Genomic DNA, 16,743 nt, shown 5'->3' on the forward strand with positions numbered 1-16,743 from the left:
GTTACCCCGCGATCATCACCCCTCCGCCGCGATCCGGCGAATAACGGCCTCGAACACATCAGCGGGCTGGCCGCCGGAGATGAGGTGCTTGTCGTTGATGACGACCGCGGGGACGGCGTTGATCCCGCGCGAGCGCCACAGCTCTTCCTCCGCGCGGACCTCGGCGGCGTAGCGTCCCGACGCCAGCACCTCCGCCGCTGCTGCACCATCGAGCCCGGCGCGCTCGGCCGCCTCGACGAGGACGGTGTGGTCGCCCGGGTTCTTGCCCTCGGTGAAGTTGGCGGTGAACAGCGCGTGCTTGAGCTCGGCCTGGTGACCCGCCTGTTCGGCCCAGCGAAGCAGGCGATGCGCGTCGAAGGTGTTGTAGATCCGGCTGTCGCTGGTCATCGCCATGGTGAAGCCGACCTCGGCGGCGCGGTCGGTGATCATCTTGCGGTTGGCGGCGGACTGCGCCGGGGTCGAGCCGTATTTCTGCGCGATATGCTCGCCGATGTTCTGCCCGCCTGCGGGCATTGCCGGGTTGAGCTCGAACGGCCGGAAGACGATCTCGGCCTCGACCGCGTCGCGGCTGCGATCGAGCGCATCCTCGAGCCCGCGCAGGCCGATGACGCACCATGGGCAGGCGATATCTGAGACGAAGTCGATCTTCATCGGTGTCGTCATAATGTCTCCTCTGTCACGATCCGCACGTCGACATCGTCGAAACGCGAGCCTTGTTCCAGCGTACGATGCGCGGGGCAGCGATCCGCCGCGCCGCCGAGCTTGGCGCGCTGTGCATCGTCGAGGTCGCCGACGATGGTGATTTGCCGGGTGAAGACGTCGGGCGGCACCGCGTCGGCTTCCTTGCGGTGTCCGACCGCGGTGCGGATGCGCTCGACCGGCCCACCCTTGCTCGTTGCGTACAGCCGCAACGTCATCGTCGTACACGCGGCGAGCCCGGCGCACAGCAGGTCGTACGGCGACGGTCCCGACCCCAACCCGCCGACGCTGACCGGCTCGTCGGCGATGAACGCCGCCTGCCCCGCGCGTATCGCCAGCTGGAACTTGCCCATCCCGGTCTCCTCCGCCTCGGCGTCGTAACCGCTCGCCACCGCCGTTATCGCTGCGGGGAGATACCGGCTCGCCCATGCAGCGATCATGTCGGCGGCGAAGTCGGCGTCGCGCGGGTTCGACAGCAAATGGTCGGCACCGTCGAGCGAGACGTAGCTTTTGGGGTGATGCGCGGCGAGGAAGATCTGCGTCGCATTGTCGATGGTGACGACCTTGTCGCGCGGCGCATGGAGCAGAAGCAACGGCCGCTTGAGTGATGCGATCCGCGCGTTCTGGTCGTGCTTGCGGACATCGTCGACGAACTGCTTGCCGAGGGTGAACGGCCGCCCGCCAAGTCGTACGTCGGCCATGCCGCTGCGCTCGATCTCGGCGAGCGCGTCGGGCGAGACCTGCGCCAGAACGTGCGCGACATCGAATGGCGCGGCGATCGTCGCGACCGCCAGAATGTCGGGCAGCGACCCGGCGGCGGCGAGCACCGCCGCCCCGCCGAGGCTGTGCCCGATCAGCAGCGTCGGCGGCATGTCCGCCGCGGTCATCGCCGCCGCCGCCGCGACGAGATCGGCGACGTTCAAGCTGAAATTGGTCGCCGCGAAGTCACCCTCGCTCGCGCCCAGCCCGGTGAAGTCGAAGCGGAGCACGGCAATGCCAGCCCCCGCCAGCCGCCGCGCGATCCGGACCGCCGCCAGATTGTCCTTCCCGCAGGTGAAGCAATGCGCGAACAGCGCCCACGCGTGCGGCGGTCCCGCCGGCAGTTCGAGCCGTCCCGACAGGCGATGGCCCGCGGCATTGGCAAAGTCGAACGGACGGGTCGACATGGGACTACCTCATCATGCAGGCCATCTAAACCGAAGGGCTGGCCGCGCGACCGTTATACACGCGCACGGGCGCTTGGGGGATGCTAACGCCAAGCTTGGCGGACTCGAGTCCGGCGCGGCGGGGAATAGCACGTGAGACGCAGCAGGATTGCAACGCTTGGGCGCGGCATCGCCGTGGCGCTGCTCGCTGGTTCGGCGGCGCCGGTGCTGGCGTGGAACAACCAGGGGCACATGGCGACCGGCGCGATCGCGTATGACGCGCTGTCCCGCGACGCCCCGGCGGCGATCACGCAGGTCGTGACGCTGATGCGGTCGCATCCCGACCATACGCGCTTCGACGCGGCGCTCGGCGCATTGACCGGCGCCGATCGCGACCGCCGACTGTTCGAACTCATGGCGCGCTGGCCCGACGATATTCGCGGGACAGGGTACGACCGGCCCGACTGGCACTACGCGGTCAAGGTTGTGTCGGGCTGGACAATCCTGCGGCCGCTGACCTTCGGCAAGGCAGTTGAGGTGTTCGACCGGCAGCTCGCGGTCGCGCGCGATCCCACGGCTGCCGCCGGACTGCGCGCGCTGGCGCTATGCTGGGTTTTCCACATCGTCGGCGACATGCATCAGCCGCTTCATGCCGGGCATCGCGCGTCGTGGCGCTTTCCGCAGACCGACCGGGCGGGATCGATCGGCTGGGTCCGCACCGGGCCGGGGGCGAAGCCGGTCGCGCTCCACCAGTTCTGGGACAGCGCCGCCGACCTTCCCGGCCCCGAAACTCCGGCGGCGGAAGCGCTTGCCTTGCGCGCCGAGCGCGCGGTCGGATCGGGCCCCGCCACCGCCGCCGGCTCGGCGTCGTCACGCTTCGCGGCGGTGGTCGAGCAGAGCCGCGACCTTGCCGCGACGCGCGTCTACCGCGATGCCGCACTCGACGAAGCTGCCGACGCCAATGCCGGACCAGTCCTGTCCGCCAGCTACCAGCTCGACGCGCGCCGCATCGCGGAAAGGCGGATTGGCGAGGCCGGGCTCGACATCGCGTCGCTATTGCGCTGACCTGCAGTGCGCGGCGCGGCCCTTCGCGAACAGCAGTGCGACGAGGCTGAGCCCGGCGGCGGCGGACAGGTATAATCCGACCGCGCCGAGTCCTGAATATTCGGCGATCGCCTGCGCCGCGAGCGGGGTCAACGCCCCGCCGATCGTGCCGCCGACATTGAACGCGATCGAAACCCCCGAATAGCGCACCGGGGGCGGGAACAGGCTTGGCAGCCATGCGCCGAGCGGGCCGTAGACGAAGCCCATCGTCAGCAGCGCCAGCGACAGAAAGACGAAGACAACGGCCAGCGACCCGCTCGCCAGCATCGGCGCGAGCAATGCCCCGATGCCGATCGTGACGACGCAGCCGCCGAGGAGGACAACGCGCGGCTTGAAGCGGTCGGACAGGACCCCCGCGGCGACGATGCCGATCGCCATGAAGACGATCGCGCCGAGCTGGACGCGCAGGAATGCCGACCGCGCATAGCCGAGCGTCGTCGTCCCGTAGCCGAGCGCAAAGGCGGTCGCGATATAGTAAAGCGCGAAGCAGGCGATCACCGAGAATGTCCCCGCCAGCACCGGCGCGAGGTGGCGTCGAAAGACTATCGACAGCGGCGCCCGCTCGGCGGTGCCGCTGGCGACGACCGCGGCGAATACCGGCGTTTCGGTCAGCTTGAGCCGGACCCACAGGCCGACCGCGACGAGCAGCGCACTGGCGAGGAACGGCAGCCGCCAGCCCCAATCGCGGAATTGCTCGGGGGTCAGGGCAAGACCGAGCAGCAAGAATAACCCGTTAGCGAGCAGGAACCCGAGCGGCGCGCCGAGCTGGGGGACCATGCCGAACCGGCCGGCCCAGCCGGGCGGCGCGTTCTCGACGGCGAGCAAGGCCGCGCCGCCCCATTCGCCGCCGAGCCCGAGCCCCTGCCCGATCCGCATCAGGCACAGCAGCGCCGGAGCCACCCAGCCCGCCGTCTGGTACGTCGGCAAGAAAGCGATCGCCGTCGTCGACCCGCCCATCAGCAGGAGCGAGGTGACGAGGGTCGACTTGCGCCCGATGCGGTCGCCGAAGTGACCGAACACAGCTGCGCCGACCGGCCGGGCGACGAACGCCAGCCCGAAGCTCGCGTACGCCGCGAGCAACTGTGCCGATGGCGACGAGGCCGGAAAGAACAACGGGCCGAAGACGAGGCTCGCGGCGGTGGCGTAGATGTAGAAATCGTAGAATTCGACGCTCGTGCCGATCAGGCTGGCCGCAAGGACGCGCGAATTACGGTTCGTCGACAAGTGGATCAAGCAGCTTCCTCCGTGGGGAGGCATCGTGTCGCCGCGATAGAATCGCGTCAACCGCGCCGTCGGATCACCTTGCGAAAGCAGCTGCCGCCTCGATGGCACTTCGCTATGGCGAAATGAAAATGCGGCGACGCAACGATTACGCACCGGCGGCGTTTTGGTGGTCGAGGGGTGCTGATTATGGCTGAGCAAGACGACTGGCGGGCAGAGCGAGCGGCGCAGCTCGCCGGGACGCCGTTTGCGCGCCCATCGGCAACCGAGCGCGTCGACGACACGCTGCCGATCCAGCCGTATCGGCCCGCGCCCGCCACCACGTCCCGCGCTGCGCCGATCGCGGCGCCGCAGCCGGCAAAGCGATCGTCGGCGCTCGCTCTCATTATCGCGGCCGTCGTTGCCGTCGTTGCGGCGGCGCTCGCCTATTTCGGTTTGCACCGCGACGCCGGCGCGCAAAACACGGTTGCCGTGGTCCCCGCCGCTGCGGTGCGCCTAGCCGCGCCACCTGTCGCAGTTCCCGCCGCGCCGATCGCCGCGCCCGCTGCGCCGGTCATTGCCAGCGCCCCCATCGCCCCCGCTGCGGTTAGCCAGCCGCCCGCCGAAGCCACGACCGTCGCCGCGCCAGTGTCGCACAAGGCGGTCCGGCACAGCAGCCACGCCCCGGTCACCAAGAAGGCCGAGCTGCGCACGACTCATAAGAGCAAGGCCGCCAAGCGTCCGCGCGCCACCGGTCAGGTCGCGACGGTTGCACCCGTCAGTCCAGGGACCACCGATGCCAGCACGCAATCAGACTCCGCGGCGAAGTCGAAGCTGCCGGTCTGCGAGCCGAGCGTGTTCAACCGCCCGGCGCGACCGTGCCGCCCCTCGCACACACGCATCGTGCGCAAGCCGTTCTACAGTAGCTAGCGGTTGCGGAGCGGGTCGAGTGTGCTGTCGGCGTCGGCAAACGCGCGCACGACGACTACGGTGACATTGTCCTTCGCCGCGCGGGACAGCGTCAGCGCGATGAGCGATTCGGCCGCGTCGCGGGCTGGCCGCCGCAACTCGGCGGCGATCTCGGCATCATCGACGAAATTGGTCAGCCCGTCAGAGCATAAAAGGAAGACGTCGCCGTCCAGGATTGGCCCCTGATGCAGGTCGAGGGCGAGGCGGTCGTTGACCCCGACGGCGCGGGTGATGATGTTCGACTTGCCGAAGTTCTTGACGTCGCGACGGGCGAGTGCGCCTGAATCGAGCAGTTCCTGGACCATCGAATGATCGCGCGTGATCTGTTCGAGCCGCTTGTCGCGGAGCAAATACACGCGGCTGTCCCCGGCCCAGAGGCAGGCGTAATGCCCGGCATAGGCGATCAGTACGACGATCGTCGATCCGATCACAGACCCCGGCGTCGAGATCGCGGCGTGCGCGACGAGCGCGCGGTTGACCCGTTCGACCGCGTCCTGGACGCCATCGAGATAAGCATAGCCTGAATCGGGCGGCCCGATCGCCTCGAGCGCATCGGCGAGCATCCCCGAGGCTACTTCGCCCGCTTGATGCCCGCCCATCCCGTCGGCAACCGCCCAAAGGGCGATCAGCGGACGATCGACATAGCGGTCCTCGTTGAGTGCGCGCACCTTGCCGACATCGGTCCGCCCGGCGCTGTCGAAGCGAAGATTGCCGCCGCTCATGCGCCGTCGCCAACAGGGGCGACCAACCGGTCGAACGCGTCGCCGCGCGGCAGGCCGTCGCTGCGCATCACGCGCCGCTCGCCGCTGCCGACCGCCGGCCGCCAGCTCGCCGTCGCGGGCTCGATGTCGTCCGGCACGGCGAATGGTTCGGCCCCGCCGAGCGCCATGACCGTTGCGCGCGCTGCCGTCTCGAGCGCGGCCTGCGTCGCATCGGCGGTCAATGGCACGCTCTGCGCCGCAAGCAGCAATGCCTCGGCACGGGCGCACCAATCGTCCCACGCGTCAGGCAACGGCTCGGGCAGCGCCCCTGACACGTTTGGCGACAAATGGACGGCGACGAGAACGTAATCGCGTCCGACGCTGTCGTTGCTCGCGATCATCGTCCCAAGGCAAAGCGCGCCGTCGACGACTGCGCTGCTCGCGAAGCGCACCGGCGGCAGGCCGCGGATCGCGGCTGCGGGATCATCCGCGCGGCCGAAACCAGCCTGCACCCAGTCGTCGAGCAGCGAGGTCGTCGCGGTCGGCAGGCCGCGCCGGATGAAGTCTCCGTGCGCGGGCAGCTTGCCGAAGAAGCCGACGGTCGCCGTCACAATTTCACCGGACATTGAAACGCCGCGAGATTGGTCGTCGCAAACGGGTTGTTCGCGATGCGGAGTCGGACCTTCGCCTGTAATGTGCCGTCGCTTACGGTAAGGATCACACCGTTGCGGTCGGCGCTGCTCCCGCCGAGGTCGTGCATCATCGCGGCAAAGCCCCACTCGCCCGGCCATGTTCGCGGCGGCACGGGGGCCGGCGGGGCGGGAATTCGCTGGAAGCCGATCGACGCGCCCGGCAGGCTCCCCGGCCAGCGGACATCGACCGGCTGCCCGCCGCTCGCGGCGAAGGTCGCCGGGATGCCGCCGACGACGAGGGTCACCGACTGGGCTCCGGCGAGACGGACAAGCTCGATCGTCACCGGCACATTGGGGCGGATATCGCCGGGGCGGAAAAACGCGGCGCTGATCTTCGCTGCATCCTGAAACCGGCCGACCGCCGCCGGGTCGAGCCCGAGCGCCTTGCCCGACGGGGTCAGCGTCCAGCGTGCTGCACCGGTATCGATCTGCCCGGCAAGCGTCGTCTTCTGAAAAGCATCGAGCAGCCCCGACGGGCGGAACAGGCGGCTGAAGTCGTCGAGCGAGACCTGCCGCAACGGGGTGCCGCCGAATGGATAGCCGCCCTTCACGATGGACTGGCATTCGGGCAGCAACTGCGCGCCATACTGCCCGCGCACCGCGTCGCGCGCGTCATGGTTGAGCTGAGTCGCTGACGCCTTGACGAAGCCTTCGAACAGCGCGCCCGCCTGGGGGGGCAGGGTCGACGACACCGTGCCGAGCTTGGCCGTCGCCGCCATCGCCGCCGCCGAGCTTTGTGCCTGGAGCGCGGGATTGCCCATCCCCGCCGCCGCCGCCGCCGCGCCGCCTGCGCTGCCGACATCGCCGAGCGCCGCCAGCGCCTGATCGAGCGGACCCGCCCCGCCCGGCGGGATCATGTCGCGCAACCACGCGAAATGCGCGATCACTTCGTCGAGCGGCCCCGCCGGACCCGGCGGCCCGCTCTGGATCGCGCTGCCGATGGCGTTGCCGCGCTGTAGGCCGCGATAGATGTTACGCGAGAACAGCGACGCGACTTGAAGCGCATTGCGCCCGCTCGACCCCTGCTTGAGCGACGGCGGCGTCAGGTTGGTTTCGCTCGCCAGCGTGTTGAACAGCGACCGCACCGGTGACGGCGGGCGGGTCGCAAGCTGGATGCGGTCGCGGATCGGCCGCTCGCCGCTGACCGCGATATCGTCGATAAAGTCGTCCCAGCGATTGGTGAAGTCGGCGAGATACGCGGTCAGCAGCGCGTCCTTGATCCGGCCGATCCCGGCTCCGCCCGCGTCGCGCTCGCCGGTGACCCAGCCTTCGTCGGCGGATTGCGCGGCGTAGCGGCTGATCGTCGGCAGGACGACCGGATAGAAATTGCCGTGGCGGAACATCCCCGGCAGGCCGGTCGACAGCGGCACGTTCGACTTGCGCAGGAACAGGCGCGAATTGGCAATGCCCGGGACGTCGGTCAAGGCAAATGACGACAGGTCGCGGAGGCGCTGGTCGGCAAGCATCCGGACATAGACGCGCTCGCCGGGCCCAAGGGTCCCGATCCGTTGGCGCGCATCGGTAATCAGGGTCGCGTTGAGCGCCGGGGGCGTCATCGGGCTCGCCAGCAGGGTGTCGAGGTGCGCCTCGAGCGCGGCGCGCGTGTCGCTCTGCTCCTCGGCCGGCAGCAGGTCGGCCCAGCGATCGGCGAAGTAGCTGGTGATCGCCGACCGTTCGAGCGGCGCTCCGGGAGCCCGGCCGAGCATTAGGTAGATCCGCAGCAGGTTGTAGATAGCCGGGCGCGGATCGGCGGCGCGGCCCGCCTTGCCCGGGTCGCGTGCGGCATCGCCCTGCGCGTTCAAACGACTGAGCTCACCCTCGACCGACAGCAGCAGGCGCGGGAGAAACTGGTGGTTGAGCAGGTTGACATAGGTGCCATCGACCTGGGTTCGCAGCGCTTTTTCGCGGCCGATTCCCCAGCTAAACCCCGGCGAGCGATCGACTGCGGGTGCGGCGCTGCCGAACGGCAAGGCGCGCGCCTCGTTCAGGACCGCGAGCGGACGCAGCGGGTCGCTGTCGGCGACCGGCTCGGTACCGAGAACGGTGACGTCGCGGTGGAGGATGTCGGCGCGCTGTTCGAGCCGCGTGATCAGCGCCGAATTGCGCAGGTACGCCAGCGTCCACACCATCGTCGCGGCGACGACCGCGGCGGTGGCGACTCCCAGCGCGGCGAGGCGGATCGCGCGGCGGCGGCGTTCGGCCTTGATGTCGCGCCCGGCGATCGCCGCCTCGGGGAACACCACCCGCGTCAGCAGATCGTGGAGGAAGTAGCTGCGGCCGCGCGGACCGTCGCCGGGCGGGGTCGCGAGGACGACGCCGATCCGCGCCGAGAGCGCGTTCATCAGGCGATCGATCGGCCGTCCGAATTGCGTCGCCGACGTCAGGTAGAAGCCGCGCACCAGCGGGGTCGGCTCGAACTTGGTTTCGCGCGCGATGATCCGCATCATCGCCAGCAGCGGCGAGCGGAGCGTCACCACCTGCTGCGGAAAGCCGAACACCAGACCCCGGCGCGCGATATCGGGCTCGGCCTGGATGCGGAGCAGCAGCCGCTCGTCGAGCCGCCGGATCAGTCCGTCGAACAGCCGTCCGAGCGTCGTCTCGTCGACCGCCTCCTTGTTGAGCCCGGTCCCGACGACGAATTCGAAGGTGCCGCCCCAGACCTGCTCGCGCTCCGACTGCGGCAGGTCGTCGAAGAATTCGGTGAACCCTGCGAGCAGGTCGAGCTTGGTCAGCGTGACATAGACCGGCACGCGCAGGCCGAAGGCGGTCTGAACCTCGTTCAGCCGCTGCCGGATCGCGCGGCCATGCGCGAGCGCCGCCGCTTCGTCGGCACCGATCAGGTCGGTCGTCGAAATTGCGACAATGATGCCGGTTACCGGCTGGCGCGGGCGGTGGCGCTTGAGCAGGTCGAGCAACCCGGTCCACGCCTTGCCGTCGACGATCTTGTCGCTGTCCTGCGTCGTATAGCGCCCGGCGGTGTCGATCAGCACGGCGCGGTCGGTGAACCACCACTCGATCGTCCGCGTCCCGCCGATGCCGCGAACCGGCCCGTCGCCGAGCGACTGCGTCACGGGGAAATCGAGCCCTGCGTTCTGTAGCGCCGTGGTCTTGCCCGCGCCCGGGGGGCCGATGATCAGGTACCACGGCAGTTCATAGATGAACGCCTTGGCCTTGCCGACGCGCGTCGTCTTCATCAGCGCGAGCGCCTGTGCCGCGCGCTCGTTCATCGCGGCGACGTCTTCGTCGGCATCGTCGGGGGCGGCGGGCGGGATCGCAGCGAGGTCGTCGACCATCGCCTGGTTGCGCCGCGCCGTCCGCCACCGCCGGTAGCCCCAGATCGCACCGACGACGCCAAGAATCACGGCGATCGTCACAAGCCGCGCGACCACGCTGCCCAGCGGCACCGCTCCGGCGATCGCCACCAGTGGCCCGGCGAACCAGACGAACAGCGCGAGGAAGACGATGCCGACCGCGATCATCAGCCATCGCGGCGGCCGCCGGACGAACATACGGCGAAGACGGTATAGCATCAGCGCGGGGTCTCGGCGTAAGTCTTTGGGATCGTTACCTCGACACGACGGTTGAGGCGGCGCGCGCTTTCGCTTTTATTGTCGGCGATCGGCTGGGTCTCACCGTATCCGGTCGGCTTGAGCCGGTCGCCCGGCACCCCGGCGGCGGTCAAAGCGGCGACGACCGCACTAGCGCGCGCTTCGGACAGCGACTGGTTCGACGGGAAGCGCAGCGAGCGGATCGGCTGGGCGTCGGTGTGTCCGGCGACCGCGACCGGGCCGGTGACGAGGCCGATCGCCTGCGCGACGCGCCCCATCGTCGGGCCGAAACCGGCGTCGAGGTCGGCCGAACCGCTTGCGAACAAGCCCCGATCAAGCAGCCGCACACCGACCGCACCGGGGTCATCGGTGACGCCGACGCGCCCGGCGTCGATGTCGGGCTTGAGGATGTCGAGGATCGTCAGATAAAGCCGGTTATCCGACGGCGGCGCGGGGGCCGCGCGTGCCAGTTTTGCCGGACCGGCGGCATAGATCGCGCCGAGCGGCCGCGCGCTGCCGTCGACCAGCCCGAGCGTGAAGACGAAGCCGGCGTAGATCAGGAGCATCAGCGCGGCGAACCCGGCGAGCAATACCCACAGCGGAATATCGGCGGCGATCGGGCGATACGCCGCGTCGATCCCCTTCCACTGCGGCGACAGTTCGCGCTCGATCGGTCCGCGCAGGTTGCGTATCGCGGTGTACAGCCGCTCGCGCAGCTGGAGCAGCTTCGACGCACCGCCGCGCTCGAGCCGCAGCCGTCCTTCGAAGCCGAACGAGAAACAGACGTACAGCAGTTCGAGCAGCGCGGGCGACCGGCCCGGACGTGCCTCGAGCGCATCGGCGACCTCGAACATGCGGTCGCCCGAAACGACTTCGTTGTGGAAGGTGGCGACGAGCGACTGCTTGCCCCAGCCGGTGCCGACGCCCCATGGCGTCGACATGATCACCTCGTCGAGCAGCGCGCACAGCGCATAATGGCCATAGCGGATTTCCTCCTCGCCGATCGACGACTCGCGGGTCCGCGCCTGGAAGCGGCGCAGTTCCTCGATGACGATTCGGCGCAGGCGGCCGGTCTCCTGTTGCGCGAGGACGGTCCGCAGTCCCCCCGCGAGCGCGATCAACGGCGTGCCTGCCGCGATCAGCGGGTTGCCGCCGACCGATGGCAGCTGGTCGAGCGTCAGCTTGGCGGGCGCGAACGGGCTGGCCGCGCCGCCGCCGCCGGTGCTCGCCCCGATCATCGTCCGGTCGCCACTGTCGTCGCTGACACGCGGTGCCGAGGCCGGACGATCGAACGGGCCGGGCGCGCCGATCTCTGTCCGGTCGCCCCCCGGCGGGGCGCCGATCTGCGTTCGATCCCCGTCGGGGGTGAACGGGCTCCGGCTCACCGGATGCGGCCCCGGATCGCCCATAGGTCGAGCGCGAGGTCGGGCACGTCACCCGAGACATGGATGGCGATGCCGCCCGATTGCTCGATCAGCCGCCAGTCCTCCGACTGCGTGTTGATTTCGAAGTAGATCATGCCCGACCGGAATGGAATCTGCCGTGGCTCGGCGGGTAGCGGGCGAATCGGTGCGCCGCCAAGCTGGAGGTTGACGAGATCGCGGATGCGCTCGACCGCGCCGATCGTCGTTCGCTTCGGCAGGTTGGCGCGGAGCAATTCGGCGTCGATCGACGACCTTGCGGCGACGACGAAGACGCAGTCGGTGAACAGCGAACGGTCGGTAATCTTGGCGACGCGGATGCCGAAGGCGCGTTCCTCGAGGGCGATCGGGATCGCAGTCTGCTCGAACACCGCCGACAGCGATTCGCGCAGGAAGCCGATCAGCGGCTGGAACGACCCGGCGAGATCGGCATGGTTGTACGGCGGCAGTTGCGGCGGACGGTTGGTCGCAGCCTCGGTGAAGGTCGCCAGCTCGCCCGCAAGTTCGACGAACGTGCGGTACAGCGCCTCGGGGTGTAGATCCTGGAGCGAGCCGAGATGGCGCAGCAGCATGTCGTTGCGGTTGACCAGCATCAGGACGAGGAAGTCGCTGATTTCGGCGGTGCTCTTGCCACCCTGGCTCGACAGGCGGTTGGCGATCGCCGCACCGCGATGCTGCAACAGGCCGCGCATCTCGGCGATGAAGCTCGTCAGCCGCTCCGACGCGGCGCAGCTGAGCGAGGTCGGGATAAACGCCGGGTCGAGGACGATCGACCCGTCGAGGCGTTTTTCGACGAGGCGGCACAGCGGCAGCGAGACGTAACCGGCGCGCTCCTGATTGTCGTGCATCAGGCGCAGTTCGAGCTTGCCGACGATCAGCGTCGCGCGTGCTTCGGACCCGGCGACGGTATCGCCGACTTCGACCTCCTGCCCAGTCCACCGAACCGCGGCGTCACCGGCGCGCGGTGCCGCGAGCCGCGCACTCGTCCCGCCTTCGCGGCGGATCGGCAGCGTCAGATGGACGACGACGTTCTTGAGGTCGCCGGGGACGTCGAGCGGGATCGGATGGTCGTCGGTGCCGGGAACTTCGAAGACCGTGCCATCGGGCAGGATGCCCGATGCGCGCGAGACCGCGATGATACCGGTCTGCAGCAACGCATCGTCGATCTCGAGCCGAGCGAACCCCCATGCCAGCGGCTGCAGCCAGCGGACGGACGACTGCGCGGTCCGTTCGACGTAGCGCTCGAACTGCTGGAAATGCTGCGTGCGGAGGAACATCCCCTCCGCCCACAGAACCTTATTGTCCCAATACACTAATGCTGTCCCTGTGGCGGCCCGTCATAGCCCGCCGCCTTCGCGTCGAGTTCCGCAAGCTGCTTCTCGTAGGCGGTGCGGAAAGCGCGATTGATCACGCCGTCGACATCCTCGCCATCGACCTTGAAGCGGTCGAAACGCTCGGCATATTGCACCCATAACGCCGCATCGCGCTGCGCCTTGATTAGGAACGACCGGCCCTCGACCGCGGCCTCGGTCGCCGCCGGCGACAGCGTCGTCATCGTCGTGCCGATCGCGGCGCGCATCCCGGCAAGGACGCAGAAGATATGGGTCTTGATGTCGCGAAAGCTCTCGGTCACCGCCTGGGCACCCCCGGCGAAGCCGATGTCGGCCCCGCGCAGGACCTCGACCGCGAGCCGCTGCGGCGGGACCCATTTGAACGGGTTGTTCTGCTCGGGCCGGACCATCGTCCGGGACATCCGGTATTCGCTCTTGAGCGCGGTCCGCTCGCCCATCAGGTCGGCGAGGCCGAGCACCATGCCGCGATAGACCTCACCGAGCCGGACCATCGCCGCCGCCCGTTCGGCTTCGGGGAAGCTCGACGGCGACAGCCGCGCACCGGCGCAGAATGCATCGAACAGGTCGTCGGGGACCATCGCTGGCGACGCCTCGGCGTGGACGGGCGGCGGCGCTTTCGGCGGCGGCGACGCCTTTACGGCCGGCGTCCTGACCGGCTCGGGCACTGCCTTAACCGGTTCGAAGGCGGCCTTGACCGGCACGGTTGGCGCTTTCACCTGCTCGGGCAGTGCGGGCGGAATGACCGGGGGCTCTGCCGCAACGGCTTCGACCTCAGCGGCTTCGACTTCGGGGATTTCGGGCTCGACGGGGGCAGCGACCGCGCGTTTGGCGGCAGCGCGCTTGGTCGGCTTCGCTGTTTTTTCCTCAGGCGCGGCAACCGGCTCGGCCCAATCCTCGGGGATCGCGAGATGCTCAGGCGTCGCCGGGGCCTGCGACAGGATTGGCCGGTCGAATGGCACGTCGAAGCCGAACCCGGCGTCGCGCTCGACCCGTGCCGGTTCGGCCCATTCGCGCGGCGTCCCGATCAGCTGATCGTGTTCAGGGCGGTCGCGCGGGAGCTTCCAGTCCCCGGCGCGCGCCGCCGGGCGATTGTCCCACGCATCGCCGTCACCGAGCGTAACACGGTCGGTCGGCTTGTGATCGGCGAGCAGCGGGTCGGGCGGAAGCTGGCTGGCGAACGGATCGGGCCGCGCCGGGCGCGACGCCGACTGCGCCGGATTCAGCCCCGCCGGCGGATCGAACAGCGAGACATGCGGCGCGGACGACCCCGGGGCCTTCGCCGGTTGTGCATCGTCGGCGAGCGCCTCGACCGACAGCGTGAAGGTGCCGAGGCGAATCGACCCGCCGGGCGCGACGAGCGTCTCGGCGCCGTTGGCGATGCGCTCGCCATCGTCGCCGACGAAGGTGCCGTTGGCGCTGGTGTCACGGACGCCGATCTTGCCGCCGACGGCACGGACGGTGCAGTGCCGCCGCGACAGCGCCCGGCCGGGATCGGCGATGACCCAATCCGCCCCGGCATCGCGACCGACGGCGATCGGGTCCTCGCCGACCATCCGCTGGTCGAGCTGCTGCGAAGGCTCGTTGGAGCTATGGAGTCGCAGCCTGATCATCGTCTCTCCCGCGCTTCGCCGTCAGTGGACTCATGCCGCACGATACGCGGCGCGACAACTTCAGTTCAGGTTTATCATCTTCCCGTTGATCGTCACGCCGCTTGCGTCGATCACGATCGTATTTCCGGCGACCTCGAGCTTGATGCTCGTCGTCGCCGTCAGGGTGATGTCCTGCGCATCGACTTTTTGTGACCGCGTGATCGTCGCGGTCTCGTCGCGCTTGACGATGCGGCGATAGTCGCGGCCCGACTGCATGAAGATTTCTTCGCCGCCGCCCTTGTCCTCGAACAAAAGTTCGTGCGCGAGGCCGCCCGGCCCCGACGTCCGCCAGCCCGCCTGTGTCAGGTTCGCCGGCACCGGATAGGGATGTGCGTTCTTGCCGTTGAACAGGCAGCCGACGAGGACCGGCCGGTCGGGATCGCCCTCGAGGAAGTCGATCATGACCTCCATTCCCGGGCGCGGGACGAACTGCGAGCCGATCTTGTTGCCTGCCCATTGCTGGAGGACGCGGACCCAGCAGGTCGATGCCGCGGCGCGGTCCCAATGATATTGGATCTTGACCCGACCGAACCCCTCGGGATCGGTTTGGTCGACGACGATCGCGCTTTGCGGGCCGCTGGCGACCGCCTTGGCGGTGGTGCGCTTCGGGCGGAAGACATCGGCGCTTGGCTGTGCGGCAAACGACTGGTCGTAATGCGGCTCGCCCTCGCTCAGCCCCGACGGGTCGAAGATCGCGTGGCTGACCGACCGGATGACGATGCGCCGCTCGCGCGGATTGAGCCGTGTGTCGTCGATCTGGAAACGCTTGCCGGGCTCGAAGGCGAGATACGACCCGTTGCCGCTCATCGTCATCGCGCCGCTTTCGGCTTCCTCGATGGCGAGCTTGGCGCGACGGCGTCCGGCTTCGGGATCGGAATGGCCCGACTGCCAGTCATAGACCGCGCTCGCCTGGTTGGCCGAGCCGAGGCGCGTCGGCACCTGGATCGGGGTCAGCGAGCCGGGCTTCTTATAATCGTATTCGTGGACGACCGCCGCGCCGGGCGATGCCCCGTGCCCGAGCGTGACGCCCTGGACGCCGCGCAGCAGATGGTCGCGCCGGAACGAGATCTCGAACGGCTCGCCGTCGTCGTAGCCCGCGACGCTGTCGGCCATGAACATGCGATGCTTGTACGGCCCAGCGCCTGCGTCGTAGCGGAAATAGTAAAAGACGCCCTCGTCCTCGAGGAGCCGCGAGACGAAATCGAAGTCGGTCTCGTTCTGCTGGACGCACATCTCGCGCGTCGGCTGCGCCCCGACCTTACTGTCGTCAAAGGTGATCTGATTGCCGCGAAGGACGTCGGCGACGATGAATTTGGCGGTCTTGCCGGTCCATAGGCGGCGGTGCCGCTGCTGCTTCAACGCCTCGAACGACGCGGCGAGTTCGATCGCGAACTCGGTGTAGCCGCCCTTTTGATACAGATGCTCGAAACGGACACAGCGGCCGTTGATCTTGCGGTCGATATTGTCCGAGATCCCGACGGCGAAAGTGATCGATGCGTTCACCCACGTCGCAGCGTCGGCGACTTCACCCTGCGAACGGATCTGCAGGCGGTAATGGAATGGCTCGGACAGGGCCTCGGAGCCATCGACCTTGAATAGATAATGGTCGGTGACGACGCCCGGCGCTTCGATCAAACGGATGAATTTGTTGGTATCGCGCGCCATGCACTGGTTTTCTGTTTCTCACGGTCAGGACGATCCGCAGGCGATGCACGCACCGCCCGCGGACCCATCCTTAAATGTTTAGACCTTCTTCGCAGTCGTAAAGTCGTAACCGCCGCGAACCGCGCGCTCGGCGTTCGTGTCGTCACGCAGGAACTGGTTGAAGTTGACCTGGCTGAAGTTGAGCGCGATGTTCTCCATCGGCTCGCCGCCCGAGCTCTGCCCCGAAGTCGTGAACGACGTGCAGATCACGTTCTTCATGACGTATTCGATGTACTTCGCCTCGGCACCGTCCGACGCCTGGATCGTCACGGCAAGCTGCGCTTCGGGCGTGTTCTTGCCTTCGAGCGACTGCAGCATGAACTGGGTCGTGGTGTCGTCCTGGCGCTTGACGAGGTGGACGTCGCCCGGCGTGACCTTACCCGACGACATACGGTTGCCAGCGGCACCGGCGGTCGTCTGAACGGCAACCGAAAAGCCCCAGCTGTACGAATCGATTTCGATCCAGCCCTTGTACGGACCGGCGGTGACTGCACCCTGCAAAGAACCGAGCTTCAAATAAACTGGCATGTTACACTCCTATGTCAGATTGCGACTGAAA

At 68.4% G+C, this 16,743-nt stretch carries 13 protein-coding genes; 2 read left to right on the forward strand and 11 right to left on the reverse strand.

All coding sequences use genetic code 11. The features are described from left to right. Window positions 1–15: 15 nt before the first annotated feature. Both KZX46_RS05120 and KZX46_RS05125 read right to left on the reverse strand, forming a co-directional pair. Window positions 16–663: a DsbA family oxidoreductase gene (locus KZX46_RS05120; protein ID WP_219775743.1), complete on the reverse strand. Its 648-nt coding sequence runs from the start codon at window positions 661–663 to the stop codon at window positions 16–18. After that, a complete protein-coding gene (locus KZX46_RS05125) occupies window positions 660–1,865 on the reverse strand; it encodes a bifunctional alpha/beta hydrolase/OsmC family protein (RefSeq protein ID WP_219775744.1) in 1,206 nt (401 codons plus the stop codon). Before KZX46_RS05125 ends, KZX46_RS05120 begins: the two co-directional genes overlap by 4 nt. A 132-nt stretch (window positions 1,866–1,997) precedes the next feature. Here KZX46_RS05125 and KZX46_RS05130 point away from each other — a divergent pair, with 132 nt between their 5' ends. Continuing rightward, window positions 1,998–2,909, forward strand: a complete 912-nt coding sequence (locus tag KZX46_RS05130) for a S1/P1 nuclease (RefSeq protein WP_219775745.1) — start codon at window positions 1,998–2,000, stop codon at window positions 2,907–2,909. On the opposite strand, the gene KZX46_RS05135 is transcribed toward KZX46_RS05130, so the two are convergent. Beyond that, window positions 2,898–4,181, reverse strand: coding sequence for an MFS transporter (locus KZX46_RS05135; protein WP_370647501.1), 1,284 nt, complete (start codon window positions 4,179–4,181; stop codon window positions 2,898–2,900). The genes KZX46_RS05130 and KZX46_RS05135 overlap by 12 nt on opposite strands. Before the next feature lie 177 nt (window positions 4,182–4,358). Between KZX46_RS05135 and KZX46_RS05140 the strand changes: the two genes are divergently transcribed. Further along, the gene (locus KZX46_RS05140) at window positions 4,359–5,078 is read left to right on the forward strand and encodes a hypothetical protein (protein ID WP_219775747.1); all 720 of its coding nucleotides are present in this window, start codon (window positions 4,359–4,361) and stop codon (window positions 5,076–5,078) included. Here the strand turns inward: KZX46_RS05140 and KZX46_RS05145 are convergent. The 8 genes from KZX46_RS05145 to KZX46_RS05180 form a co-directional block, all read right to left on the reverse strand. Further along, window positions 5,075–5,839: a PP2C family serine/threonine-protein phosphatase gene (locus KZX46_RS05145; protein ID WP_219775748.1), complete on the reverse strand. Its 765-nt coding sequence runs from the start codon at window positions 5,837–5,839 to the stop codon at window positions 5,075–5,077. The two genes, KZX46_RS05140 and KZX46_RS05145, sit on opposite strands and share 4 nt — an antisense overlap. Next, window positions 5,836–6,444: a type VI secretion system-associated protein TagF gene (tagF, locus tag KZX46_RS05150; RefSeq protein WP_219775749.1), complete on the reverse strand. Its 609-nt coding sequence runs from the start codon at window positions 6,442–6,444 to the stop codon at window positions 5,836–5,838. The genes KZX46_RS05145 and tagF overlap by 4 nt, the downstream gene beginning before the upstream one ends. Beyond that, the gene (gene tssM / locus KZX46_RS05155) at window positions 6,426–9,989 is read right to left on the reverse strand and encodes a type VI secretion system membrane subunit TssM (protein WP_219775750.1); all 3,564 of its coding nucleotides are present in this window, start codon (window positions 9,987–9,989) and stop codon (window positions 6,426–6,428) included. The genes tagF and tssM overlap by 19 nt, the downstream gene beginning before the upstream one ends. Window positions 9,990–10,039: 50 nt before the next feature. Next, window positions 10,040–11,443: a type IVB secretion system protein IcmH/DotU gene (gene icmH / locus KZX46_RS05160; RefSeq protein ID WP_219775751.1), complete on the reverse strand. Its 1,404-nt coding sequence runs from the start codon at window positions 11,441–11,443 to the stop codon at window positions 10,040–10,042. Then, the gene (gene tssK / locus KZX46_RS05165; protein ID WP_216709416.1) at window positions 11,440–12,756 is read right to left on the reverse strand and encodes a type VI secretion system baseplate subunit TssK; all 1,317 of its coding nucleotides are present in this window, start codon (window positions 12,754–12,756) and stop codon (window positions 11,440–11,442) included. The genes icmH and tssK overlap by 4 nt, the downstream gene beginning before the upstream one ends. Window positions 12,757–12,791: 35 nt before the next feature. Next, complete coding sequence (tagH, locus tag KZX46_RS05170) at window positions 12,792–14,441, reverse strand: type VI secretion system-associated FHA domain protein TagH (RefSeq protein WP_219775752.1); 1,650 nt, start codon at window positions 14,439–14,441, stop codon at window positions 12,792–12,794. 60 nt (window positions 14,442–14,501) lie between these two features. After that, window positions 14,502–16,145, reverse strand: a complete 1,644-nt coding sequence (locus tag KZX46_RS05175) for a type VI secretion system Vgr family protein (protein WP_216709418.1) — start codon at window positions 16,143–16,145, stop codon at window positions 14,502–14,504. 78 nt (window positions 16,146–16,223) lie between these two features. Next, complete coding sequence (locus KZX46_RS05180) at window positions 16,224–16,712, reverse strand: type VI secretion system tube protein Hcp (RefSeq protein ID WP_216709419.1); 489 nt, start codon at window positions 16,710–16,712, stop codon at window positions 16,224–16,226. Window positions 16,713–16,743 lie beyond the last annotated feature (31 nt).

This window comes from Polymorphobacter sp. PAMC 29334 (assembly GCF_019431245.1).
In the GTDB taxonomy this organism is placed as follows: domain Bacteria; phylum Pseudomonadota; class Alphaproteobacteria; order Sphingomonadales; family Sphingomonadaceae; genus Polymorphobacter_B; species Polymorphobacter_B megasporae.

What these genes read in the sequence shown, in the direction of transcription:
- KZX46_RS05125 (WP_219775744.1), bottom strand. Translation starts at nt 1,865, where the DNA reads ATGTCGACCCGTCCGTTCGACTTTGCCAATGCCGCGGGCCATCGCCTG.
- KZX46_RS05140 (WP_219775747.1), top strand. Translation starts at nt 4,359, where the DNA reads ATGGCTGAGCAAGACGACTGGCGGGCAGAGCGAGCGGCGCAGCTCGCC.
- KZX46_RS05120 (WP_219775743.1), bottom strand. Translation starts at nt 663, where the DNA reads ATGACGACACCGATGAAGATCGACTTCGTCTCAGATATCGCCTGCCCA.
- tagF (WP_219775749.1), bottom strand. Translation starts at nt 6,444, where the DNA reads ATGTCCGGTGAAATTGTGACGGCGACCGTCGGCTTCTTCGGCAAGCTG.
- tssM (WP_219775750.1), bottom strand. Translation starts at nt 9,989, where the DNA reads ATGATCGCGGTCGGCATCGTCTTCCTCGCGCTGTTCGTCTGGTTCGCC.
- tagH (WP_219775752.1), bottom strand. Translation starts at nt 14,441, where the DNA reads ATGATCAGGCTGCGACTCCATAGCTCCAACGAGCCTTCGCAGCAGCTC.
- KZX46_RS05145 (WP_219775748.1), bottom strand. Translation starts at nt 5,839, where the DNA reads ATGAGCGGCGGCAATCTTCGCTTCGACAGCGCCGGGCGGACCGATGTC.
- KZX46_RS05180 (WP_216709419.1), bottom strand. Translation starts at nt 16,712, where the DNA reads ATGCCAGTTTATTTGAAGCTCGGTTCTTTGCAGGGTGCAGTCACCGCC.
- tssK (WP_216709416.1), bottom strand. Translation starts at nt 12,756, where the DNA reads ATGTTCCTCCGCACGCAGCATTTCCAGCAGTTCGAGCGCTACGTCGAA.
- KZX46_RS05175 (WP_216709418.1), bottom strand. Translation starts at nt 16,145, where the DNA reads ATGGCGCGCGATACCAACAAATTCATCCGTTTGATCGAAGCGCCGGGC.